The sequence below is a fragment of the Streptomyces sp. NPDC001406 genome, assembly GCF_042895285.1.
GTDB lineage: Bacteria > Actinomycetota > Actinomycetes > Streptomycetales > Streptomycetaceae > Streptomyces.
In genome coordinates this window covers 229,239-251,027 of record NZ_JBIAWG010000014.1, presented here as the reverse complement: position 1 = coordinate 251,027, position 21,789 = coordinate 229,239, and the positions used below count along the sequence as shown (strand labels likewise).

At 71.2% G+C, this 21,789-nt stretch carries 24 protein-coding genes; 16 read left to right on the top strand and 8 right to left on the bottom strand.

Annotation, left to right across the window (positions count from 1 at the left end; translation table 11 throughout):
• Nucleotides 1-154 precede the first annotated feature (154 nt).
• Both ACFY1J_RS32265 and ACFY1J_RS32260 read left to right on the top strand, forming a co-directional pair.
• Nucleotides 155-1,069, top strand: coding sequence for a universal stress protein (locus ACFY1J_RS32265; RefSeq protein WP_390732455.1), 915 nt, complete (start codon nt 155-157; stop codon nt 1,067-1,069).
• Nucleotides 1,070-1,176: 107 nt separating this feature from the next.
• Nucleotides 1,177-2,040, top strand: coding sequence for a universal stress protein (locus ACFY1J_RS32260; RefSeq protein WP_390732472.1), 864 nt, complete (start codon nt 1,177-1,179; stop codon nt 2,038-2,040).
• A gap of 17 nt (nt 2,041-2,057) precedes the next feature.
• On the opposite strand, the gene ppk2 is transcribed toward ACFY1J_RS32260, so the two are convergent.
• Nucleotides 2,058-2,861 carry a polyphosphate kinase 2 gene (ppk2, locus tag ACFY1J_RS32255; protein ID WP_390732454.1) on the bottom strand — a complete coding sequence of 268 codons (804 nt, stop codon included), beginning with the start codon at nt 2,859-2,861 and terminating at the stop codon, nt 2,058-2,060.
• Nucleotides 2,862-2,914: 53 nt separating this feature from the next.
• On the opposite strand from ppk2, the gene ACFY1J_RS32250 reads away from it, so the two are divergent.
• Nucleotides 2,915-5,296, top strand: a complete 2,382-nt coding sequence (locus ACFY1J_RS32250; protein ID WP_390710309.1) for a phosphoketolase — start codon at nt 2,915-2,917, stop codon at nt 5,294-5,296.
• Nucleotides 5,297-5,406: 110 nt separating this feature from the next.
• Entirely contained in the window at nt 5,407-6,054 is a 648-nt protein-coding gene (locus ACFY1J_RS32245) for a PadR family transcriptional regulator (protein ID WP_390732453.1), read from the top strand.
• Nucleotides 6,055-6,147: 93 nt separating this feature from the next.
• Here ACFY1J_RS32245 and ACFY1J_RS32240 read toward each other — a convergent pair whose 3' ends face one another.
• Entirely contained in the window at nt 6,148-6,576 is a 429-nt protein-coding gene (locus ACFY1J_RS32240; protein WP_316764314.1) for an SRPBCC family protein, read from the bottom strand.
• 234 nt (nt 6,577-6,810) lie between these two features.
• Here ACFY1J_RS32240 and ACFY1J_RS32235 point away from each other — a divergent pair, with 234 nt between their 5' ends.
• Complete coding sequence (locus tag ACFY1J_RS32235; protein ID WP_390710311.1) at nt 6,811-7,359, top strand: Clp protease N-terminal domain-containing protein; 549 nt, start codon at nt 6,811-6,813, stop codon at nt 7,357-7,359.
• A gap of 70 nt (nt 7,360-7,429) precedes the next feature.
• Nucleotides 7,430-8,446, top strand: coding sequence for a DMT family transporter (locus ACFY1J_RS32230; protein WP_390710312.1), 1,017 nt, complete (start codon nt 7,430-7,432; stop codon nt 8,444-8,446).
• Between the two features lie 24 nt (nt 8,447-8,470).
• Here ACFY1J_RS32230 and ACFY1J_RS32225 read toward each other — a convergent pair whose 3' ends face one another.
• Complete coding sequence (locus ACFY1J_RS32225; RefSeq protein WP_390710313.1) at nt 8,471-9,103, bottom strand: FMN-binding negative transcriptional regulator; 633 nt, start codon at nt 9,101-9,103, stop codon at nt 8,471-8,473.
• The gene (locus ACFY1J_RS32220; RefSeq protein ID WP_390710314.1) at nt 9,103-9,786 is read right to left on the bottom strand and encodes a pyridoxamine 5'-phosphate oxidase family protein; all 684 of its coding nucleotides are present in this window, start codon (nt 9,784-9,786) and stop codon (nt 9,103-9,105) included. The genes ACFY1J_RS32225 and ACFY1J_RS32220 overlap by 1 nt, the downstream gene beginning before the upstream one ends.
• Before the next feature lie 35 nt (nt 9,787-9,821).
• On the opposite strand from ACFY1J_RS32220, the gene ACFY1J_RS32215 reads away from it, so the two are divergent.
• Entirely contained in the window at nt 9,822-11,153 is a 1,332-nt protein-coding gene (locus tag ACFY1J_RS32215; protein WP_390710315.1) for an aminotransferase class I/II-fold pyridoxal phosphate-dependent enzyme, read from the top strand.
• Between the two features lie 12 nt (nt 11,154-11,165).
• On the opposite strand, the gene ACFY1J_RS32210 is transcribed toward ACFY1J_RS32215, so the two are convergent.
• Entirely contained in the window at nt 11,166-12,104 is a 939-nt protein-coding gene (locus ACFY1J_RS32210; RefSeq protein ID WP_390710316.1) for a DMT family transporter, read from the bottom strand.
• A gap of 74 nt (nt 12,105-12,178) precedes the next feature.
• On the opposite strand from ACFY1J_RS32210, the gene ACFY1J_RS32205 reads away from it, so the two are divergent.
• Nucleotides 12,179-13,081 (top strand): LysR family transcriptional regulator, encoded by a 903-nt coding sequence (locus ACFY1J_RS32205; protein ID WP_390732452.1) that lies wholly within the window; start codon nt 12,179-12,181, stop codon nt 13,079-13,081.
• A 46-nt stretch (nt 13,082-13,127) separates the two neighbouring features.
• Here the strand turns inward: ACFY1J_RS32205 and ACFY1J_RS32200 are convergent, their stop codons facing one another.
• Nucleotides 13,128-13,595, bottom strand: a complete 468-nt coding sequence (locus ACFY1J_RS32200) for a pyridoxamine 5'-phosphate oxidase family protein (protein ID WP_390710318.1) — start codon at nt 13,593-13,595, stop codon at nt 13,128-13,130.
• A 159-nt stretch (nt 13,596-13,754) separates the two neighbouring features.
• Here ACFY1J_RS32200 and ACFY1J_RS32195 point away from each other — a divergent pair, with 159 nt between their 5' ends.
• Entirely contained in the window at nt 13,755-14,399 is a 645-nt protein-coding gene (locus ACFY1J_RS32195) for a cysteine hydrolase (protein ID WP_390732451.1), read from the top strand.
• Between the two features lie 3 nt (nt 14,400-14,402).
• Here the strand turns inward: ACFY1J_RS32195 and ACFY1J_RS32190 are convergent, their stop codons facing one another.
• On the bottom strand, nt 14,403-14,930 hold the full coding sequence (locus tag ACFY1J_RS32190; protein ID WP_390710320.1) for a Rieske (2Fe-2S) protein: 528 nt from the start codon (nt 14,928-14,930) through the stop codon (nt 14,403-14,405).
• Nucleotides 14,931-15,106: 176 nt separating this feature from the next.
• Between ACFY1J_RS32190 and ACFY1J_RS32185 the strand changes: the two genes are divergently transcribed.
• From ACFY1J_RS32185 to ACFY1J_RS32155, 7 genes are all read left to right on the top strand, one after another.
• Entirely contained in the window at nt 15,107-15,871 is a 765-nt protein-coding gene (locus ACFY1J_RS32185) for a HipA family kinase (RefSeq protein ID WP_390710321.1), read from the top strand.
• On the top strand, nt 15,868-16,317 hold the full coding sequence (locus ACFY1J_RS32180; protein ID WP_390710322.1) for a DUF3037 domain-containing protein: 450 nt from the start codon (nt 15,868-15,870) through the stop codon (nt 16,315-16,317). The genes ACFY1J_RS32185 and ACFY1J_RS32180 overlap by 4 nt, the downstream gene beginning before the upstream one ends.
• Nucleotides 16,318-16,442: 125 nt before the next feature.
• Nucleotides 16,443-17,204 carry a 3-oxoacyl-ACP reductase FabG gene (gene fabG / locus ACFY1J_RS32175; RefSeq protein WP_363299984.1) on the top strand — a complete coding sequence of 254 codons (762 nt, stop codon included), beginning with the start codon at nt 16,443-16,445 and terminating at the stop codon, nt 17,202-17,204.
• A gap of 30 nt (nt 17,205-17,234) precedes the next feature.
• On the top strand, nt 17,235-17,996 hold the full coding sequence (locus ACFY1J_RS32170; RefSeq protein WP_390710323.1) for an SDR family oxidoreductase: 762 nt from the start codon (nt 17,235-17,237) through the stop codon (nt 17,994-17,996).
• A 207-nt stretch (nt 17,997-18,203) separates the two neighbouring features.
• Complete coding sequence (locus tag ACFY1J_RS32165) at nt 18,204-19,778, top strand: ABC transporter substrate-binding protein (RefSeq protein WP_390710571.1); 1,575 nt, start codon at nt 18,204-18,206, stop codon at nt 19,776-19,778.
• A 91-nt stretch (nt 19,779-19,869) separates the two neighbouring features.
• On the top strand, nt 19,870-20,553 hold the full coding sequence (gene ung, locus ACFY1J_RS32160; protein ID WP_390710324.1) for a uracil-DNA glycosylase: 684 nt from the start codon (nt 19,870-19,872) through the stop codon (nt 20,551-20,553).
• A gap of 120 nt (nt 20,554-20,673) precedes the next feature.
• A complete protein-coding gene (locus tag ACFY1J_RS32155) occupies nt 20,674-21,186 on the top strand; it encodes a hypothetical protein (protein ID WP_390710572.1) in 513 nt (170 codons plus the stop codon).
• Nucleotides 21,187-21,205: 19 nt separating this feature from the next.
• Here ACFY1J_RS32155 and ACFY1J_RS32150 read toward each other — a convergent pair whose 3' ends face one another.
• The gene (locus ACFY1J_RS32150) at nt 21,206-21,658 is read right to left on the bottom strand and encodes a hypothetical protein (RefSeq protein WP_390710325.1); all 453 of its coding nucleotides are present in this window, start codon (nt 21,656-21,658) and stop codon (nt 21,206-21,208) included.
• Nucleotides 21,659-21,789 lie beyond the last annotated feature (131 nt).

Below are 21,789 nucleotides of genomic sequence, written 5' to 3'. Positions count from 1 at the left end.
GCCGTGTCCGCCGCCGACCCGGTCCACGGCGGCGGACCGCGGGCCCCGGTTCCCCGAGGGTCCATCGGCCCTTCTCCGGGACCTGCGGCCCCTGCCCCCCGCCCGGTCTCTGCACGAGGCTCGAATCGCGAACCCCACTCAGGAGGTGGAGATCATGACCCGCACCGTCACGGTCGGCCTGGACGGCTCGGCAGAGAGCCGCGCCGCGGCCGAATGGGCGGCCCGCGAGGCAGAGCTGCTAGGTCTGCCGTTGAAGCTGCTCCAGGTGTGGGAGCCGGTACCGGAGCCCATGGCACAGGCCCCGCTGCTCGGGTCCGAGACCCACCAGCACTGGACCGACCGGATCACTCGCGAGGCGGCCGCAGACATCGCCCGGCGCCACCCCGGCCTCGAAGTGATCACCGAGCAGCTGTCCGGCACGCCCGGCGAGGTCCTCGCGAATGCGGCGAAGGACGCCGAACTGCTGGTCCTCGGTTCGCGCGCGCTGGGCGGCGTGGCCGGTTTCATGGTCGGCTCGGTCGGACTCTCGGTCGTCGCCCACGCCGAACGACCCGTCGTGCTGGTCAGGGCGGGGAAGCAGGCCGCCGACGAGCACGAGACGGACCCGGCGGGCAGCCCGTCCGCCGCGACACCGTTCCGCCCCGTGGTCCTGGGCCTGGACGTGGAGTCCCCGGACGAGGAGCTGATCGGGTTCGCGTTCCAGGCGGCGGCCCGGCGCGGTACGACCCTGCGTGTCGTCCACGGGTGGACCCCACCGCCGTACTACACGGAAGCCGTCACCGCGGACCTCGTGATCCAGGCGCCCGAGGCGCCCGAGACCCTCGGCGAAAAGACCCCCCTGGCCGAGATCCTCCTGCCGTGGCGGCAGAAGTTCCCGGGCGTCGAGGTCACCACCGAGTGCCACTGCGGAACCCCCGCCGACCATCTGGTCGACGCCGCCCGCGAAGCCTCCCTGCTGGTCGTGGGCCGGCGGATCCGCCGCAGCCCGTTCGGCGCGCACATCGGTCCCGTCACACACGCCGCCCTGCACCACGCCACCGCTCCGGTCGCCGTGGTCGCGCACGACTGACCCAGCGGACTCGACCGACCTACCCCGGAGGAGAGAAAACCCATGAAGGCAGCGGTTGTTCGGGCCTTTGGTGAGCCCCTGGCGATCGGGGCGGGGCGGTGAGCGCGGTGGACCTGCCCCTGGTCGTAGGGGTCGACGGGTCGGAGCCGAGTCTGCGCGCGGTGGACTGGGCGGCGGACGAGGCGGTACTGCGCGGGGTGCCGCTGCGGCTGGTGTACGCCTCGCTGTGGGAGCGCTACGAGGGCGCCTCGCTCGCGCAGGACGTGGGCAAGCCGTCCGAGCAGGTGATGGCCGAGGACATCGTCGCCGCGGCCGCCAGGCGTGCGGCCTGGCGGCAGGCCGGTGTGAAGGTCTCCACCGACGTCCTGCCCGAGGAACCCGAATACGCGCTGGTACGCGAGAGCCGCGCGGCGTCCGCGCTGGTGATGGCCACCCGGGGCCGCAGCGGCATGGTCGAGATGCTGCTCGGCTCGGTCAGCCTGGCCGTGGCCGCCCATGCCGACTGCCCGGTGATCGTGCTCCGCGGCGGCCAGGAACAGCGCGGCGGGCCGGAGACGCACGGCCGGATCGTGGTGGGCGTGGCGGAAGGGCCGGCCGGTTCGGCGGCGGTGCGCTTCGCCGCCGCGGAGGCGGAGCTGCGCGGGGTGCCCCTGGAGGCTGTACGCGCCTGGCGGCACCCGGCACATCCGGCCGGCAGTGAGTCCGCCCGGTTGCACGAGGAGCGGGCCGCCGAGACCCTGGAAGCGGCCGTGAGCGAGGCGGCCGAGCAACACCCTGGCGTCGACCTGCGACGGCGTACCGTCGAGGGCCACGCACGCCGGGTGCTGCTGGACGTCTCGCGCGACGCGGGCCTGCTGGTCGTGGGCGCCCAGCGCACGCAGGGCGCCTTCGGGCTCCAGCTCGGTCGCGTCACTCACGGCGTTCTGCACCACGCCGCCTGCCCCGTCGCGGTCGTACCCCATCGGTCGTGACCGCGGTGGGCGCTGGTTCAGAGGCTCGCCGCGTGGTCCGGGACGTATGTCTGCAGATCCCGCGGCGGGCGCTCGTAGCCGGTCGACGGCGGTCGCTCCGGCAGCTTCAGCACCGGCGGCTTCACCTCGTGGTACGGGACGGAGTCCAGCAGATGGGCGATCATGTTCAGCCGGGCGCGGCGCTTGTCGTCGCTCTCGACGACGTACCAGGGCGCCTCGGAGACGTCGGTGTGGACCAGCATCTCGTCCTTGGCCCGGGAGTAGGCCTCCCAGCGGGTGATCGACTCCAGGTCCATCGGCGACAGCTTCCAGCGCCGCACCGGATCGTGGAGGCGCCGCCGGAACCGCTCCTGCTGCTCGGTGTCGCTCACCGAGAACCAGTACTTGCGCAGCAGGATCCCGTCCTCCACCAGCATCCGCTCGAAGATCGGGCACTGGCGCAGGAAGCGCTGGTACTCCTGCTGCGTACAGAAGCCCATCACATGCTCGACACCGGCCCGGTTGTACCAGGACCGGTCGAACAGCACCATCTCCCCGGCGGCCGGCAGGTGCTCCACATACCGCTGGAAGTACCACTGCGTGCGCTCGCGCTCGGTCGGCTTGGGCAGCGCCGCGACGCGGGCCACGCGCGGATTGAGGAACTGGGTCACCCGCTTGATCGCGCCGCCCTTGCCCGCCGCGTCCCGCCCCTCGAAGACGACAACCAGCCGGGCGCCCTCCGCCCGCACCCACTCCTGCAGCTTCACCAACTCGGTCTGCAGGCGCAGCAGTTCCTTCTCGTACACCCTCCGCGGCAGCTCCGCCGCTTTTTGGTCGGCCATGCCGCCTCCACCGCCCGATGACCACTACGTCGACGACTTCCGGAGTCTCACCCATGTCCAAGGTCGAACACCAGGACGCCACCGTACTTTCCGACGACGAACTGCGCACCCTGGACGCGCACTGGCGCGCCGCCAACTACCTTGCGGCGGGCCAGATCTATCTGATGGCCAACCCGCTGCTGACCGAGCCGCTGAGGCCGGAGCACATCAAGCCGCGGCTGCTCGGTCACTGGGGCACCTCGCCCGGCCTCAACCTCGTGTACACCCACCTCAACCGCGTGATCAGGACGCGCGGCCTCGACGCGCTGGCCATCTGGGGGCCGGGGCACGGCGGGCCCTCCGTGGTGGCCAACTCCTGGCTGGAGGGCACCTACAGCGAGACCTACCCGGACGTGTCGCGTGACGGGGCGGGCATGGAGCGGCTGTTCCGGCAGTTCTCGTTCCCGGGCGGGGTGCCCAGCCATGTGGCCCCGGAGACACCCGGTTCGATCCACGAGGGCGGCGAGCTCGGCTACTCGCTCGCCCATGCCTACGGCGCCGCCCTCGACAACCCGGACCTGCTGGTCGCCTGTGTGATCGGCGACGGCGAGGCGGAGACCGGACCGCTGGCCGCCTCCTGGCACTCGAACAAGTTCCTGGACCCGGTGTACGACGGAGCGGTGCTGCCGATCCTGCACCTCAACGGGTACAAGATCGCCAACCCGACGGTGCTCTCCCGTCTTCCCGAGTCCGAACTCGACGAGCTCCTGCGGGGATACGGCCACGAGCCGATCCATGTGACCGGCGACGTCCCGGCCGAGGTGCACCGGGCGATGGCCGCGGCGCTCGACGAGGCGCTGGACCGTATCGCGGTGGCGCAGCGGACCGCCCGCGAGGACGGCGTCGGCGAGCGTGTGCACTGGCCGGTGATCGTGCTGCGCACGCCGAAGGGCTGGACCGGTCCGGCCGAGGTGGACGGCGTGCCGGTCGAGGGCACCTGGCGCGCCCACCAGGTCCCGCTGGCCGGTGTCCGCGAGAACCCGGAGCATCTGCGGCAGTTGGAGGCCTGGCTGCGCTCGTACCGGCCCGAGGAGCTCTTCGGCGCCGACGGCAGGCCCGTCCCCGATGTCCTGGCCTGCCTTCCCGAGGGCCACAAGCGGCTCGGTGCCACGCCGCACGCCAACGGCGGCCTCCTCGTACGGGACCTGCCGATCCGCGGCCTCGACGACTTCGCGGTCCCGGTCGACAAGCCGGGGACGACGCTGCACGAGCCGACCCGGGTCCTCGGCGCCCTGCTCGAACAGGTCATGAAGGACACCAGCGGGCGCCGGGACTTCCGCGTGGTGGGCCCCGACGAGACGGCCTCCAACCGGTTGCAGGCCGTCTTCGACGCCAGCGGAAAGGCCTGGCAGGCACAGATCCTGCCGGTCGACGAACACCTGGAGCGGCACGGCCGGGTGATGGAGATCCTCTCCGAACACCTCTGCCAGGGCTGGCTGGAGGGCTATCTCCTCACCGGCAGGCACGGACTGTTCTCCTGCTACGAGGCCTTCGTGCACATCGTCGACTCGATGGTCAACCAGCACATCAAGTGGCTGAAGACCTCCAGGGACCTGCCCTGGCGCGCGCCCATCGCCTCCCTCAACTACCTGCTGACCTCGCATGTGTGGCGCCAGGACCACAACGGCTTCTCCCACCAGGACCCCGGCTTCGTCGACCACGTCCTCAACAAGAGCCCCGAGGTCGTGCGCGTGTACATGCCGCCGGACGCCAACACGCTCCTGTCGGTCGCGGACCACGCCCTGCGCAGCCGGGACTACGTGAACGTGATCGTGGCCGGGAAGCAGCCGTGCTTCGACTGGCTGTCCATGGACCAGGCCCGGGTCCACTGCGCGCGGGGAGCCGGCATCTGGGAGTGGGCCGGCACGGAGGACGGCGGCGAACCGGACGTGGTGCTGGCCTGCGCCGGGGACGTACCCACCCAGGAGGTCCTGGCCGCGGCCCAGCTGCTGCGCCGTCATCTGCCCCAGCTCGCGGTGCGCGTCGTCAACGTGGTCGACATGACACGGCTGATGCCGCGCGAGGAACATCCGCACGGCATGACCGACTTCGAGTTCGACGGCCTCTTCACCACCGACAAGCCGGTGATCTTCGCCTACCACGGCTACCCGTGGCTGATCCACCGTCTCGCCTACCGCCGCGCCGGGCACCGGAACCTGCACGTCCGCGGCTACAAGGAGTCCGGCACCACGACCACGCCGTTCGACATGGTCGTGCGCAACGATCTCGACCGCTACCGCCTGGTGATGGACGTCATCGACCGCGTCCCCGACCTCGCGGCGGGCGCCGCCCGCGTGCGCCAGCAGATGGCCGACGTCCGCACCCGCCACCACGCCTGGATCCGCGAGCACGGCGTTGACCTGCCCGAAGTCGCCGAGTGGAGCTGGAACGCCTGATTCCGGAAACGGCGGAGCCGCCATAGGTGCTGAAGAGGCTTGTCATCCGATCGCTTCCGATATATCGTTGACGCATCGCGACAGATCAACGATGGAATGGAGTGATGGCGATGCGTTCCCACGGATACGAGCACGGACATCGACACGACGGCGGCTCCCGGCGCGACCGGGGCGGTTTCGAGGGGCTGCGGGCGGCCTTCGGGCCCTTCGGTCCGGGCGGCCCCGGCTTCGGTCCCGGCGGACCCGGCTTCGGTCCCGGCGGACCCGGTTTCGGACCGGGCCCCTGGGGTCATCGAGGGCGCGGCGGCCCCAGGGGAAGGGCGCGGCGCGGTGACGTACGGGCCTCGATCCTGGCTCTGCTCAAGGATCGGCCGATGCACGGTTACGAGATGATCCAGGAGATCGCCGAGCGCAGCGGCGGCGCGTGGAAGCCGAGCCCCGGCTCGGTGTACCCCACCCTGCAACTGCTGGAGGACGAGGGCCTGATCACCAGCGAGTCCGAGGGCGGCAAGAAGCTGTTCTCGCTCACCGAGGACGGCCGCACCGCGGCCGACGAGGGGCCCGACGCGCCCTGGGAGGAGGCCTCGCGCGGGGTCGACTGGGAAGCCCTCGGCGAGATCCGTCAGGCCGGTTTCGGTCTGATGGAGGCCTTCGGGCAGGTCTGGAAGACCGGCAGCAAGGAACAGCGCGAGAAGGCGCTGGCCGTCATCAACGACGCCCGCAAGAAGCTGTATCTGATCCTCGCCGACGAGGACTGAGCGTCCTGCTCGCGAGGAGCGAGGGCACCGACCGAGGCGCCCCGTGGACTGTTCCGCGGGGCGCCTTCCCGTCTCGCCGTCCGTCCTGCTGTCTCAGGCCACCAGCCCGCCCAGCTTGCGCAGCGACTCGTTCAGGGCCGCCGTCGCCGAGTCCTTGAGCTTGCCCGCCATCAGTGACACGGCGGCGCCCGTGAACTCGCCGTCGATGCGTACCGTCGTGGCGTCGCCGTCCGGGGTGAGGGTGTAGCGCGTGGCGACGGTCACCGCCATCGGGCCCTTGCCGCGAATGGCGAGCACCCGGGCCGGCTCCAGTTCCTCGATGGTCCACTCGACCTCGGCCGGGAACCCCATCAGCTTCATGTTCTCCTGGAAGGTGCCGCCCACCGCCAGGGTCTCGGGGCCGCCCTTGGGGAAGTTGGTGTGGGTCGCGTTCCACTCCCCGTATGCCGGCCAGTCCGTGAGCTGCGCCCACACCTTCTCGGCCGGTGCCCCGATGCGTGCCTCCGCGCTGACTTCGGCCATGCGACCACCTCTCAGTGTCGGGCTGTGGTGTCGCGGAACGTAGCCGCAGGGCCCGGAACATTCAATACTGATGAACTGTCAGAAAATGTGAAGAGCGCGCGCTCCCGCAGGCGCATCGGCCTGATCTCCTCCGTAAGGAGGAGATTCCGGCCGGGGTTGTCCACTCACCGTGGGACGCGAAAATGCTTCCCCTCGGCGATGACCTCGGTCCCAGAGGCTGATGGGGTAGGGGATGTGCAACCCCGTATTCCCCACCAGTCCGCCCATGACCAGGGAATCCTCCGCGCGGATGCCGATGCCGGGCTCAGTGCCGAGCTGGCAGCGGTGGTCGCCGGTGCCCGCCGCAGGGCTGTTCGGGACGGGGACCGGCAGATCGACACCGCCCATCTGCTGCACTCGCTCCTGGAGTCCGATCCCGACGTACGGGCCGTGATCGGCGACCCTCCGCAGATCGCCCGCCTGCTCGGCTACCTCGTGCAGCGCAGCATCGGCTACGGCCTGCGCTGGCAGAGCACCGTGGAGGACTCGGGCGCGATGCCCACCCTGAAGGGGTCCGACGGCTGGTCGCCGCTGGCCTCCGCCGCCATGGTCCACGCCGTCGAGCGGGCCCGGCTGCGCGGCGGCGAACGGGCGGGCGGCACCGATCTGCTCGTCGCGCTCGTCCGGGACCCGCAGGCTCGGGCCGTCGAGGTGCTCGCGCGCGCCGGGATCGAGGTGGCCGGCCTGCCCGCCCGGATCGCCGGCTGGGGGGAGTACGCGGGGGACGGCGGCGCGGCCTGTTGAGCGCGGGCCCCGTCCAGCCGCTGAGACAGGTGCCATTGGGGGTGACGCTCATGTCATCGCCTGTCATCATGTGCCGGTGCATACGTCTGAAAGCAGCCAGGGCAGCCACGGGAAGGGCGTCGGGCTCGGCCTCGCGCTCGCCTCGGCGCTCGCCTTCGGGGGATCCGGTGTCGCGGCCAAGCCGCTGATCGAGGCGGGACTCGACCCGCTGCACGTGGTGTGGCTGCGGGTGGCCGGTGCCGCGCTGGTGATGCTGCCGCTCGCCGTGCGCCACCGGGGGCTCGTGCGCCGTCGCCCCGCGCTGCTCGCCGGGTTCGGACTGCTTGCTGTGGCCGGTGTCCAGGCCTGCTACTTCGCCGCGATCTCACGCATCCCGGTCGGGGTCGCGCTGCTCGTGGAGTACCTCGCCCCCGCCCTGGTGCTCGGCTGGGTGCGATTCGTGCAGCGCCGGCCGGTCACACGGGCCGCCGCGCTCGGCGTGGTGCTCGCGGCCGGCGGCCTCGCCTGTGTCGTCGAGGTCTGGTCGGGGCTGGGCTTCGACGCGCTCGGGCTGCTGCTCGCCCTGTGCGCGGCCTGTTGCCAGGTCGGCTACTTCGTCCTGTCCGACCAGGGCGGCGAGGCGGGCGAGGAGGCGCCGGACCCGCTCGGTGTCATCGCGTACGGACTGCTCATCGGCGCCCTCGTGCTGACCGCCGTGGCCCGCCCCTGGGCCATGGACTGGTCCGTCCTCTCCGGCACCGCCCACATGAACGGCACCCCGGTCCCGGCGGCCGCGCTGCTGGCGTGGATCGTCCTGGTCGCCACGGTCATCGCCTATGTCACCGGTGTGGTGTCCGTGCGGCGGCTCTCCCCGCAGGTCGCGGGTGTCGTGGCCTGCCTGGAGGCGGTCGTCGCGACCGTGCTGGCCTGGGTGCTCCTCGGCGAACACCTCTCCGCGCCCCAGGTCGTCGGCGGTGCGGTCGTCCTGGTCGGCGCGTTCATCGCCCAGTCCTCGACGCCTGCCAAGGGCTCCGCGGACCCGGTGGCGAGCGGCGCACCCCCACGCGAACTCGCCGCCAGGGGAACGGCGGCGCGATCCGCCGAGTGAACCGGGCCGGACCGGCCCGTCCGCTCACGCCCCTCGCCTGCGCACCATGTGCTCCCGTGCCGCCGCGTCCCCCGGCCCGCTCCGCCCCGCCAGCGCGTCGGCGATCCGCTCCCGCACCTCCTCCGGCTTCTTGCCCGCGTACTTGAACTTCGCGCGTACGTCGGTCACCACGAGCCGCAGCCCGCGGATGCCGGACAGCAGGCGGCCGTACGGAGCCTCCTGCGGTGTCGCCCGCGACGAGCCGCCCTCCGGCTGGAAGTGGCCGAGCTGGCGGTTGAGCAGGTCGGCCTTCTCCGCCGGGTCGTCCACGACCTGGGCCGTGCAGTGGAGCTGGACGGCGGCGTAGAAGCTCGTCGGGACGCCGTGCTCGGGCGGGCCGTCCGGCGCTGCCTGCCAGGGGCCGGGCACGTACACGTAGTCGTCGACCACGCTCAGCAGCACCTGCGGGTTCGCCTCCAGGGCGGGCCACAGCGGATTGGGGCGGGCGAGATGGGTGACCGCCTCGCCGCGGGCGGCGTCGAAGGCGAAGTGGAGCGGCTGCACGAAGGGCGGCTCACCGGACAGTCCGTTGACCGCGAGCTGGCCGAAGTCATGGGCGGCCAGCCAGGTCTGCCACTCGGTGTCGTCGCGGGGCGCGTCCCAGGGGTGGATCAGCATCACAGCGCCCTGAGGTAGTCGGGAAGCTCGATGCCGGGGGCGAGGTCGGCGTTCGCGACCGGCGCGTCGTACCCCTTGCGCAGCGGGACGACCCCGGCCCAGTGGGCGAGGGCCAGATCCTCGGGCTCGTCGTTCGCGCCGCCGGTACGGACCTTGGCGGAGACCTCGTCCAGGTCGAGCCGGATGACCGCGGTGGCCGCCAGTTCCTTCTTGTCGGCGGGCCGGGAGTCGGCGGAGCGCCCCGGTACGACGTGGTCGACCAGCGCGTCCAGGGCCAGTCGCCGCTCCTCGGGGTCGGTGACCTGGTGGGCGACGCCGTGCACCACGACCGAGCGGTAGTTGATCGAGTGGTGGAAGGCGGAGCGGGCCAGGACCAGTCCGTCGACATGGGTGACCGTCAGGCACACCGCGAGCCCCGGGTCGCTCCCGCCGGTCATCCGCAGCGGGCGCGACCCCGTGGAGCCGTGCACATAGAGCCGCTCGCCGACCCGGCCGTACAGCGTGGGGAGCACCACCGGCGCGCCGTCGCGGACGAAGCCGAGGTGGCAGACGTAGCCCTCGTCGAGTATCGAGTGCACCAGCTCCTTGTCGTACGACGCCTTCTCGGCGGCGCGCGTCGGGACGGTGCGGTCGGTCGGGGTATAGGCGGCCGACGGCGGCGGCGTCTGCTGGGTCCCCTGCATGGCGCTCTCCATTGCACTAGTGCATAATCCATTTTGTGCTAGGAGAGTATCCGATCGAAGGTCGCGGCGCAGCAGAGATCGCGGCGAGCGTCGAGCGCGCGGTGGGGGCCGGTGACCTGCAACCGGGCCAACTGCTGCTGCCCATGCGAGAGTTGGCCGCCCGGCTGGGGGTGAACCCCAATACGGTCGCGGCCGCCTACCGCACCCTGCGGGAGCGCGGGGTCATCGAGACGGCGGGGCGCCGCGGCAGCCGTATCCGGCCCAAGCCGGCCACGACGGGCCGCGAGCAGCTGCATGTGGCCGTACCGGCCGGGGTGCGGGATCTGTCCAGCGGCAACCCCGACCCGGCACTGCTGCCTGCGCTCACGCCCGCCCTCGCGGCGGTGGCGGCGGAGGGGGACCGGGACCCGGTGCTCTACGGAGCCGAGCCCGTCGAGCCGGAGCTGGCCCGGATCGCGCGGGCCGAACTCGACACCGACGGGGTGCCCGACGGGCCGCTCACCGTGACCTCCGGTTCGCTGGACGCCGTGGAGCGCGTCCTCGCGGCCCACCTCAAGCCGGGGGACGCCGTCGCCGTCGAGGACCCCGGCTGGGGCCGGACCCTCGATCTCGTGCCGGCACTGGGGCTGCGCACGGTCCCCGTGGGCGTCGACGACGAGGGCCCGCGCCCCGAGGACCTGCGCGCGGCCCTCGCCGCCGGAGCGCGCGCCCTGATCGTCACCGACCGCGCGCAGAACCCCACCGGAGCCTCCGTGAGCGCCACGCGCGCGCGTGCCCTGCGGTCCGTGCTGCGCGAGTACCCGCAGACCCTGCTGATCGAGGACGACCACGGCCACGGCATCGTCGACCTGCCCCTGCACCCCCTGGCCGGTGTCACCCGCCACTGGGCCTTCGTCCGCTCCGTCGCCAAGGCGTACGGCCCCGACCTGCGCCTCGCCGTCCTCACCGGCGACTCCGTCACGGTCGACCGGGTGCGCGGGAGACAGCGGCTGGGGCCGGGATGGGTGAGTCGTCTGCTGCAACGTGCCGTGGTCCACCTCTGGAAGGACGGCGCGGTGGACGGACCGGCGGTGGCGACGGCGTACCGGTCCCGCCGGGACCTGCTGATCGACGCGCTCGCGGAGCGCGGGGTCCCCTCGCACGGCCGCAGCGGCATGAACGTCTGGGTACCGGTCCCCGACGAGACGGGCGCGGTCGCCCGCCTCCTCCACGCCGGCTGGGCCGTCTCCCCGGGCGCCCGCTTCCGCCTGAGCGCCCCACCCGGAATCCGCATCACGATCTCGACGCTGACTCCGGGGGAGACCGGACCTTTGGCGGAAGCGGTGGCGGCAGCGGTGGGCCCCATGCCGGTGAGGACTTATGTCTAGGTGCTTACGGCCTTACGAGGCACCTTCCTTGGACCTCACCTGAGTGAGCGCCGCCCCCGCAAGAACGATCACCGCCCCCACCGGAGTGGTCCACCGAAGCGACTCCCCCAGAATGGCAACACCCGCCGCGGTCGCGATCACGGGGATGAAGTAGGTCACCATCTGCGCCGTGGTGGGCCCGACCTCGGCAACCAACCCGTACTGGATCAACACCGCCAGCCCCGTACCGAGCGCTCCCAACGCGGCAACGGCAAGCAGCGGAACAAGAGAGAAGTGCCCCGGAAACGAAGTGAACAGCGGAGTCACAACGGCCAATTGCCCCGTGGCCAACAACAACTGCGCCCCGGTCATCGCCAAATGGGAATGCCCCGTCCCGGCCAGCGTCCGCCGGACATGGATCCACCCGATCGGATAGCTCAGCGAAGCAAGCAGAGCCATCGCCGTACCCGTGGCATCCAGGCCGTGGAATCCCTGCCACGCGCCGAGCACCGTCAGCACCCCGAGGAAACCGATGCCGAGGCCGGCGAAGCGAACCCGGGTCGGGCGGTCCTCCGAGAGGGCGACCAGGGACAGCGCCATGCCCCACAGTGGCGAGGTGGCGTTGCAGATGCCCGCCAGCGTGGACGGGATGGTGAGCTCCGAGTAGGCGAAGAGAGAGAAGGGCAGGGCGTTCAGCAGGAACGCGGCGACCGCCAAGTGGCCCCAGGTGCGTGCCCCGCGCGGGAGCCGCTCCCGCTTCACCGCCATCGCCGCCGCGAGCACCGCCGTACCGAACACCAGCCGTCCCAGGGTGACTTGGAAGGGCGCATACCCCTGCGTGCCCACCTTGATGAGCAGGAAGCTGAAGCCCCATATCAGGGACAGGGCGCCGAAGCGCAGGCGCCAGTCGAGGCGGGCGCGCGGCTGCCGGACGGCGGCGGCCTCGGCGCGGGGAGTCGTGACGGTGGTCATGGACCCTACGATGCCGGAGGAAACCTCGTAGCACAATCGAGAATTCTCCCGCGATACGTCGTAGCATTGCTTACATGTTGAATCTGGAGCGCCTGCGCACCCTGGATGCCCTCGCCCGGCACGGCTCGGTCAGTGGCGCGGCCGAGGCGCTGCATGTCACCACGTCCGCGGTCTCGCAGCAGATGGGCAAGCTGGAGCGGGAGGTGGGACAGCGGCTCCTCGCCAAGAACGGGCGAGGGGTGCGCCTCACGGACGCGGGACGGCTGCTCTCCGAGCACGCGGCGCGGATCCTGTCCCAGGTCGAGCTCGCCCAGTCCGACCTGGAGGCGCATCGCGGGCAGGTCGTCGGCGAGCTGCGGCTGTCCGCGTTCCCCACCGCCGCCCGCGGACTGTTCCCCGCCGCGCTCGCGGCCCTGCGCGCCCGGCACCCGGCGCTGCGGGTGCGTTCCAGCGAGCTGGAGCCGGAGAACGGCGTCGCCGGAGTCGTCCGCGGCGATCTCGACCTCGCTGTGGTCCTGGACTGGTACAACAAGCCGATGCCGGTCCCGGACGGTCTGGTGAAGGCGCCCCTCCTCGACGACCCGGCCGATGTGGCCATGCTGGCCGGTCACCGGCTCGCGGACCGGGACGAGGTGGACCTCGGGGAGTTCGCCGAGGACGAGTGGATCACCTGGGGCGAGGGCGAGTTCTGCCACGAGTGGCTGATGTTCACGCTGCGCTCGCGCGGCATCGAGCCGAACGTCGGCCATCGCGCCGCCGAGACCCACACCCAACTCGCCCTGGTGGCAGCGGGGTTGGGCGTGTGCATCGCGCCGCTGCTGGGACGGCACCCGGTGCCCCCGGGCGTCGTCATGGTCCCGCTCAAGCAGCGCGTGCGCCGTCATGTGTACGTCGTCTGGCGGGCCGACGCCGACCGCCGCCCCTCCATCCGCGCGGCGGTGGAGGCACTGCAGGCGGCGGCCGCGACAGTCGGCTGAACCGAGCCGGCTTCGGCTGAACGGAGCCGGTCTCGGCCCAACAGCCCTACATCGAGCCCAGCTTGCGGAAGTCCCAGGAGACGACCTTCTCCGGGGTCAGCCGCGCCCAGGCATGCCGACCGTCGTGCGGCATCTCGTCCAGACCGAAGTTCTTGCGGGCGAACAGCGTCTCCGCGGTGTCGAGTTCGGCGCACAGCTCGCCGGTGCGCGGGACCTCGCCCACGAACTCCACGGCTCCGGACAGCTCGACCCCGCGCAACTGGTCGTACTCCTCGCCCGAGTCCACCACGATCGCCACCCGCGGATCACGGCTCAGATCGGCCCACCGCTTGCTGCGCACCACCGAGTACAGCCACAGCGACTTGCCGTCCCAGGCGAACCACAGCGCGCTCACATGCGGGGCACCGTTCGCGGACACGGTGGCGACCCGGCAGGTGCGCTGAGTGGTCAGGAATTCGTCCAGCTCGCCCGGCGTCATCATGATCTTCCGGCCCCGGCGCTGAGTGACGGTCATGCGGCCCCCTCTTCTCCCACGTCGTGTCAGAGGAGGTGGTCCAGGTCCCGTCGTCGCCCAGATCCTCTGACATCACGTCAGAAAAGAATGAGTCGTCTTCCGTTCGCGCGCAATGGTGGTTAGTCTCGCCCGCCCCGCATCCCGGCGAAAGGGGGCCTCATGGCGTCGTACGAAGAGCTCGGAGAACTCCTCGACCCCGCGAGCACCGTGCTGCTCACCGTCGAGTGCCAGCAGGGGGTCGTCGGCCCCGACAGCGCGCTGCCCGAACTCGCCCGGGAGGCCCGCGCCTCGGGTGCCCTCGGCAATGTCGCCCGGCTGGTCGCCGCCGCGCACGAGAGCGGCCTCCAGGTGATCCACGCCGTCGCCGAGCGCCGCCCGGACGGCCGGGGCGCCAACCGCAACGCCCGGCTGTTCCGCGCCGCCGAACGGCTCCCCGTCCAGCAGCTGTCCGGCACCACGGCGGTGCGCATCGCGCCCCCGATCGAGGTCACCGAGGAGGACTTCGTCGTACGGCGGCTGCACGGGCTGTCGCCCGTCCAGGGCACCGACGTCGACGCGCTGCTGCGCAACCTCGGCTGCCGCACGCTGATCGTCACCGGTGTCTCGGCCAACGTCGCGATACCCAACGCCGTGTTCGACGCGGTGAACCGCGGCTACACCGTCGTCGTGCCGCGGGACGCCATCGCGGGGGTGCCCTCCGACTACACCCCCGCGATGATCCGCAACACGCTCGCCCTGGTCGCCACGGTCGCGACCACGGACGAGGTGCTCGGCTGCCTCAAGCGTCCGCGCCGACGGGCCTGACCCTCACGCGAGCTTGATCTCGTCCCCGGACACGGTGATGTTCGCGGCCGTGAGCCCCTTGGTCGCGGGACCCGCCTTCCGGCTGCCGTCCGTGACGGAGAACTGGCTGTTGTGGCACGGACAGACGATCACACCGTTCGCGACGCTGCCCACCGCGCACCCGGCGTGCGGGCACTTCGACGAGAACGCCTTGTACGTGCCCGCCGTCGGCTGTGTGACCACGACACCCTGGTCCTTGAAGATCTTGCCGCCGCCCTCGGGGATGTCCGCGGTCTTGGCGAGCGCGGTGCCGCCCGCCGCGGCGTTGTCGCCGCCGCCCGACCCGCCGGTGCCCGAACCGCTGCCGCCCTGCGTCCCGGTGGAACCGGTCGCCCCGGTGCTGCCGGAAGACCCGGACGCGCTGGAGGAGTTCGACGAATCGTCGCCCGATCCGCAGGCGGTCAGCGCGGCGGCGAGCCCCGCCGCTCCGGCCGCGGCCACGACCGTACGACGGGCCGGTCCCGTTGCGGGCTTGGGCGATGCGCTGCTCATGTGGGGATTCCCTTCCGCGAAGCCTTTTCGGTGATCCGTCCAGGGGTACGGCCGATGGGCGCGGCCCGTTCAGACGGTGTCGAGATCCTGACGTCCGCGCGGTCGGAGCACCGTAAGCCAGAGCTGTCGTTCCGCTGTCGGCCGGAGGAGCGGCGACTCACCAGTAACCTGGGGCGATGCTCAAGGAAGTCATCGCGACCCGCTACATCACGCCCCTGCGTGAGGGCGGCTCGCTGCCGGGGCTCGTCGAGGCCGACGACTTCGGGACGTACGTCATGAAGTTCGCCGGCGCGGGACAGGGCCGCAAGACACTGGTGGCCGAGGTCGTCTGCGGGGAGCTGGCCCGTCGCCTGGGCTTCAGGATGCCCCGCCTCGTGACGATCGAGCTCGATCCGGTGCTGGGGCTCGGCGAACCCGATCAGCAGGTGCAGGAGCTGCTGAGGTCCAGCGGGGGCACCAACCTCGGCATGGACTTCCTCTCCGGCGCCCTCGGCTTCGACCCGCTGGCCTTCACGGTGAGCCCGGAGGAGGCCGGACGGATCGTCTGGTTCGACGCGCTGATCAACAACGTGGACCGCTCCTGGCGCAACCCCAACCTGCTGATGCACCGGGGCGACCTGTGGCTCATCGACCACGGCGCGACCATGATCTGGCACCACAACTGGCCCGGCGCCGAGGCCTCCGCGGTCCGGCCCTACGACGCCTCGGACCACGCACTCGCGGGCTTCGGCCCCGATGTCGCGGGCGCCGCGGCGGAGCTGGCCCCCCTGGTCACCGAGGACCTCCTGGCCGAGGTCACCGCCGAGATCCCGGAGGCCTGGCTGGCGGGCGAGCGCGGCTTCGACAGCCCGGACGACCTGCGGCGGGCCTACGCGCGGCCGCTGCTCGCGCGAGCCGCCGTGGTCCACGAGCGCATCACCGGCATCGAGGGGGACCAGTGAGCGAGCACCACATCCACATGGCCGGCCATGTGGCCGAGCGCCACATCACCCGGGCCGGCCAGGGTGGCGGCCGGGACGTCTTCGAGTACGCGCTGCTGCGGGTGGTACCCCGCGTCGAGCGCGGTGAGTGCATCAACGCGGGCGTGGTCGTGTACTGCCGCGCCCAGGGCTACGTCGGCGCCCGCACCCACCTCGACGAGGCCCGGCTGCTGGCTCTCGACCCGGACGCCGACGTCGCGGGCGTACGGGCCGCCCTCGGCGCCGTCGAGGGCGTGTGCGGCGGCGGGGCGGCTGCGGGACCCGCGGCCCAGGACGACGCGGGGCGGCGTTTCCGCTGGCTGATCGCGCCGCGGTCGACCATCGTGCAGCCCGGGCCCGTCCACACGGGGCTCACCACCGATCCGGCGGCCGAGGCGCTGCGGTTGCTGGACCTCCTGGTGAGGTAATGGATCACACGGACCCGGTGTGCCGTTGACACCGGGTGCCAGGGCTTCTAGCGTCACGTCTGTCGAAGGTACTAAGCGGTCGCTCACCGCGGCTGGGGAATTCTCAAGGGCGAGGAGAAGCAGCAATGTCCACCACTGACCAGCGGGTCGCCATCGTCACCGGAGGTGCGCGCGGCATCGGCGCCGCCACCGCCGTACGACTGGCCGCCGAGGGCCGCGCCGTCGCCGTCATCGACCTCGACGAGGCCGCCTGCAAGGAGACCGTGGAGCGGATCACCGCGGCCGGCGGACGGGCGATCGCGGTCGGCGCCGACGTCTCCGACGAGGCGCAGGTCGAGGCGGCCGTCGCCCGCGTGGCCGAGGAGCTCGGCGCGCCGACGATCCTGGTCAACAACGCCGGTGTGCTCCGCGACAACCTGCTGTTCAAGATGACGGCCTCCGACTGGGACACCGTCATGAACGTGCACCTGCGCGGCTCGTTCCTGATGACCAAGGCCGTCCAGAAGCACATGGTCGACGCCGGTTTCGGCCGTGTCGTCAACCTGTCCTCCTCCTCGGCCCTCGGCAACCGCGGCCAGGCCAACTACTCCGCCGCCAAGGCCGGTCTGCAGGGCTTCACCAAGACCCTCGCCATCGAGCTCGGCAAGTTCGGCATCACCGCCAACGCCGTCGCCCCCGGCTTCATCGCCACCGAGATGACCAAGGCCACCGCCGATCGCGTCAAGATGGGCTTCGAGGAGTTCAAGGCCGCCGCCGCCACCCAGATCCCCGTGCAGCGCGTCGGCGAGCCCGAGGACATCGCCAACGCGATCGCCTTCTTCACGGGCGAGGCGGCCGGCTTCGTCTCCGGCCAGGTGCTGTACGTCGCCGGCGGACCGCTCGACTAGTCGGCAACGGGAAATCTGAGGAACACGGACATGACTGAACTGCCTGAACTCTCCGGCAAGGTCGCCCTCGTCACGGGCGCCAGCCGCGGCATCGGCTACGGCGTCGCCGAGGCGCTCGTCGCACGCGGTGACCGCGTGGTCATCACCGGCCGCAACGAGGACGCCCTCAAGGAGGCCGTCGAGAAGCTCGGTTCCGACCGGGTCGTCGGTGTCGCCGGCAAGGCGCACGACCTGGCCCACCAGACCGAGGCCGTCGGGCGCGCCATGGAGGCCTTCGGCCGCGTCGACTTCCTGGTCAACAACGCCGGAACGAACCCGGTGTTCGGGCCGATGGCCGACCTCGACCTGGACGTCGCGCGCAAGGTGTTCGAGACCAACGTGATCTCGGCGCTCGGCTTCGCCCAGAAGACCTGGCACGCCTGGCAGAAGGACAACGGCGGCGCCATCGTCAACATCGCCTCCATCGCGGGCCTCGCGCCCTCGCCGTTCATCGGCGCCTACGGCGTCAGCAAGGCCGCGATGATCAACCTGACCCAGCAGCTCGCGCACGAGTTCGCGCCCAAGGTGCGGGTCAACGCGATCGCCCCGGCCGTCGTGAAGACCAAGTTCGCGCAGGCACTGTACGAGGGCCGGGAGGCGGAGGCCGCCGCGGCCTACCCGCTCGCCCGGCTCGGCGTGCCCTCGGACATCGGCGGCGCCGCCGCGTTCCTCACCTCGGAGCAGTCCGACTGGGTCACCGGACAGACGCTCGTCGTCGACGGCGGGATCTTCCTGAACGCCGGCGTCGCCTGACCTCGTTCGGGCATAACGATCGGGCGCACAAGGGCGCCGTTTCCTTGACGGAAACGGCGCCCTTGTCATTGTTCGGGAGGGGCCCGGAGCGATGACAACGTCGTCATGAAGAAGCCGATCAAGACCCATGTACGAAGCAGGTTCGTCCGGCGTGTCACTGCGGTATCGTCTGCCGACCCTTGGTATGGCGGATCGAGGAGCGTGCGCGTGTTCAACCGGAACCGATGCCTACAGAGAATGGCGGCGGTTGCGTCCATATCCCTGGTGGCCGGGTGCAGCGTCTTTTCAGACGGAAACCAGGACAGCGGTGGACCGATCGTGGTGGGTACGACCAGTGCCCCGAGCACGCTGGACCCGGCCGCTTCCTGGGACCAGTCCTGGGAACTTTTCCGCAACATCTACCAGACCCTGCTCAGTTACCCCGACGGCGCGACCACACCGCAGCCCGACGCGGCCGAGAGCTGCAAGTTCTCCGAGTCGAACACCGTCTACACGTGCGAGCTCCGCTCGGGCCTGACCTTCTCCAACGGGGACAAGCTGGACGCACAGGCGGTCAAGTACTCGATCGACCGCATCGAGAAGATCAAGGTCAACAGCGGTCCGGCCGGGCTGCTGGGCAGTCTCGACCGGGTCCAGGCGGTGAGCGAGCGCGAGGTCGTCTTCCACCTGAACAAGCCGGACGCCACGTTCCCGTTCGTGCTGGCCACGCCCGGTATGTCGATCGTGGATCCCGCGGAGTACCCGGACAACGCGCTGCGCAAGGACGGCAAGGTGCTCGGGTCCGGCCCGTACAACCTGGAGTCCTACCAGGAGGGCAAGCAGGCCGTCCTGGTCGGCAACAAGCACTACAAGGGCGCCGCGGACCGCAGAAACGATGCGGTGACCATCCGCTACTACCAGGACTCGCGTTCGCTGGCCGACGACCTGCGTGCCAAGAAGCTCGACATCACCTTCCGCGGCCTCGCCGCCGATGACGTCATCTCCTTCCAGGGCCAGGGCTCCAAGGACATCGACCTCATCGACGGGCCGAGCAACGAGATCGAGTACCTGGTGTTCAACCCGAAGGACCCCTGGGCGCGCAAGACCGCCGTCCGCAGGGCCGTCGCCCAGATCATCAACCGGAGCGAGATCGCCCACCGGATCTACAAGGACACCGTGCAGCCGCTGTACTCCATGGTCCCGGCCGGCCTGACCGGGCACAGCACCGCGTTCTTCGACGACTTCGGAGACCCCGACGTCGGCAAGGCCGCCAAGATCCTCAGCCAGGCGGGCATCAACCAGAAGGTGCCGCTCACCCTCTGGTACACCACCGACCGCTACGGCTCGGCGACGGCGAAGGAGTTCCAGGAGATCAAGCGCCAACTGGAGGCGTCCGGGCTGTTCACCGTCACCGTGCACGGCCGTCCCTGGAACAAGTACGTGGTGGGCTACCAGAAGGGCGAGTACCCGGTGTTCGGGCGCGGTTGGTCCCCCGACTTCCCCGACGCCGACAACTTCATCGCCCCGTTCGTCGGCGAGAACAACGCCGTCGGCACGCCCTACCCGTCACCCAAGATCACCGATGATCTGCTGCCCGCCTCCCGCCGCGAGAGCGACCGCTCCCGCGTGGTGAAGGAGTTCCGGGAGGCGCAGACGATCCTGGCGAACGACGCACGGCTGCTGCCGCTGTGGCAGGGCAAGCAGTACCTGGCCGCGAGCGCCGACGTCTCCGGCGCGGAACGGTCGCTGGACCCGTCGGCGATCATGATGATGTGGGAGCTGCACCGCAAGACGAGCTGGTGATGCCGACTCACGGCACCGATTGTCAGTGGGCGCCTGTAGGTTCTGAGCACTGCACAACCTGCAAGTGACCGCACACCGTGAGGACGTTGACGTGACCGACATCGCCATGCTGCCCGAGTCCTGGCGCGGGGTTCTGGGCGACGAACTGCAGCAGCCCTACTTCAAGGAGCTGACGGAGTTCGTGGAGGAGGAGCGGGCGAAGGGCGCGGTCTTCCCGCCGCGCGAGGAGGTCTTCGCGGCCCTGGACGCGACACCGTTCGAGAAGGTCAAGGTGCTGATCCTGGGCCAGGACCCCTATCACGGCGAGGGCCAGGGCCACGGCCTGTGCTTCTCGGTCCGGCCCGGGGTGAAGACCCCGCCCTCGCTGCGCAACATCTACAAGGAGATGAAGGAGGAGCTGGGCACGCCCGTCCCGGACAACGGATATCTGATGCCGTGGGCCCAGCAGGGCGTGCTGCTGCTCAACGCGGTGCTCACGGTCCGCTCCGGCGAGGCCAACTCGCACAAGGGCAAGGGCTGGGAGAAGTTCACGGACGCGGTGATCCGCGCGGTGGCCGACCGGCCCGACCCGGCGGTCTTCGTCCTGTGGGGGAACTACGCGCAGAAGAAGCTGCCCCTGATCGACGAGACCCGGCACGTCGTGGTGAAGGGCGCGCACCCCTCGCCGCTGTCCGCCAAGAAGTTCTTCGGCTCCCGCCCGTTCACCCAGATCAACGAGGCGGTCGCCGCGCAGGGCCACGAGGCGATCGACTGGACGATCCCGGACCTGGGCTGATCCGCCCCGCGGGCGGTCCCGTGTCGTACGGGGCCGCCTGACCGGGTTTGTCCGTGCCGCCGGTTAGCGTCGGGGGGACAGCCGACTGGGCCTGTCGTGCGGATCAGCCTGGAGGACTCGGTGGCGGAGCGGCAGGAGCGGACGGCGCCGGACGCCGTGCTGACCCGGATCGGGCAGGTCGTCATGCTGCATCACGGCGGAGACCGCGAGGAGGCCAGGAGCCGGCTGCTGGACCTGTGGGCGGAGGTCGGGCAGGACGGGGACCCGGTGCACCGCTGCACGCTCGCGCACTACCTGGCCGACACCCAGGACGACCCCTCGGACGAACTGGCCTGGGATCTGAGGGCGTTGTCGGCGGCGGAGGAAGTCTCGGCGGGGGCGACGGGCCCGGCGGCGCTGCGCACGTTCTACCCCTCCCTGCACCTGAATCTCGCCACCGACTACATGAAGCTGGGCCGCTCCGAGGCCGCCCGCGCCTATCTGCATCGCGCCCGCGGCGCGGCCGGCGCCCTCACCGACGACAGCTACGGGGACGGCGTCAGGGCGGCGATCACCCGGCTGGAACACCGACTGGGCGAGGAGGACCCCCCGGGAGGTGACCCCTGGGGCCCACCACGCCAGCGGCCGACCTAGGCCTGCCCGCACTGCCGCCTCACTGTCCGTACGTCCGGCGGCAGATCACCGCCTCGGGACTGTCCTGCCGCCAGCCGCCGTATTCCGTCCCCAGCGAGCACACGTCGGGGGCCTTGGGGACGGACCGGGAGACGTCCGGAATGACGGCGGGCGGCTGGTGCCGAAGGCCACGATGCGGCTGAAGAGCCGGGGGCGCGGCAGAGCGGTGGGGCCCGGGCGGCTGCGGGGGAGGGGCCGGGTCGCCGGAGCGCTTCGGGCGGCGGGACGGGCCGACCATTTCCAGCGCCTCCCGGGCCGGTGCCTGTACGACCCTCGGCTTCGCGCTGCCGTCCGTGCGGGGCGCCGAGGACTGCGACGGCGCCCCCGCCGGTGGTGGCCCGGGCGTCGGCGGCCGCTGGACGGTCACACAGCCGGAGAGGGCCGAGACGGCCACGGTGACCAGGATCGCTGCGGAGGTCGTCGATCGATACACCCGCGCAACTCTGCTGCGTCGGCTGCGGCGCTGGAACAGGGTAACGGCGGATGATCCCTCACAAGGGTGGTCTCCCGCCCCGTACGAGGGGCATGAAAGGACCCGAGCTGACGTCGGCCCCCCCGGGGGGG

Excerpts from the sequence above, each read along its gene's own strand:
- ACFY1J_RS32265 (WP_390732455.1), top strand. The coding sequence starts at position 155 with ATGACCCGCACCGTCACGGTCGGCCTGGACGGCTCGGCAGAGAGCCGC.
- ppk2 (WP_390732454.1), bottom strand. The coding sequence starts at position 2,861 with ATGGCCGACCAAAAAGCGGCGGAGCTGCCGCGGAGGGTGTACGAGAAG.
- ACFY1J_RS32250 (WP_390710309.1), top strand. The coding sequence starts at position 2,915 with ATGTCCAAGGTCGAACACCAGGACGCCACCGTACTTTCCGACGACGAA.
- ACFY1J_RS32245 (WP_390732453.1), top strand. The coding sequence starts at position 5,407 with ATGCGTTCCCACGGATACGAGCACGGACATCGACACGACGGCGGCTCC.
- ACFY1J_RS32240 (WP_316764314.1), bottom strand. The coding sequence starts at position 6,576 with ATGGCCGAAGTCAGCGCGGAGGCACGCATCGGGGCACCGGCCGAGAAG.
- ACFY1J_RS32225 (WP_390710313.1), bottom strand. The coding sequence starts at position 9,103 with ATGCTGATCCACCCCTGGGACGCGCCCCGCGACGACACCGAGTGGCAG.
- ACFY1J_RS32220 (WP_390710314.1), bottom strand. The coding sequence starts at position 9,786 with ATGCAGGGGACCCAGCAGACGCCGCCGCCGTCGGCCGCCTATACCCCG.
- ACFY1J_RS32210 (WP_390710316.1), bottom strand. The coding sequence starts at position 12,104 with ATGACCACCGTCACGACTCCCCGCGCCGAGGCCGCCGCCGTCCGGCAG.
- ACFY1J_RS32205 (WP_390732452.1), top strand. The coding sequence starts at position 12,179 with ATGTTGAATCTGGAGCGCCTGCGCACCCTGGATGCCCTCGCCCGGCAC.
- ACFY1J_RS32200 (WP_390710318.1), bottom strand. The coding sequence starts at position 13,595 with ATGACCGTCACTCAGCGCCGGGGCCGGAAGATCATGATGACGCCGGGC.
- ACFY1J_RS32195 (WP_390732451.1), top strand. The coding sequence starts at position 13,755 with ATGGCGTCGTACGAAGAGCTCGGAGAACTCCTCGACCCCGCGAGCACC.
- ACFY1J_RS32190 (WP_390710320.1), bottom strand. The coding sequence starts at position 14,930 with ATGAGCAGCGCATCGCCCAAGCCCGCAACGGGACCGGCCCGTCGTACG.
- ACFY1J_RS32185 (WP_390710321.1), top strand. The coding sequence starts at position 15,107 with ATGCTCAAGGAAGTCATCGCGACCCGCTACATCACGCCCCTGCGTGAG.
- fabG (WP_363299984.1), top strand. The coding sequence starts at position 16,443 with ATGTCCACCACTGACCAGCGGGTCGCCATCGTCACCGGAGGTGCGCGC.
- ACFY1J_RS32170 (WP_390710323.1), top strand. The coding sequence starts at position 17,235 with ATGACTGAACTGCCTGAACTCTCCGGCAAGGTCGCCCTCGTCACGGGC.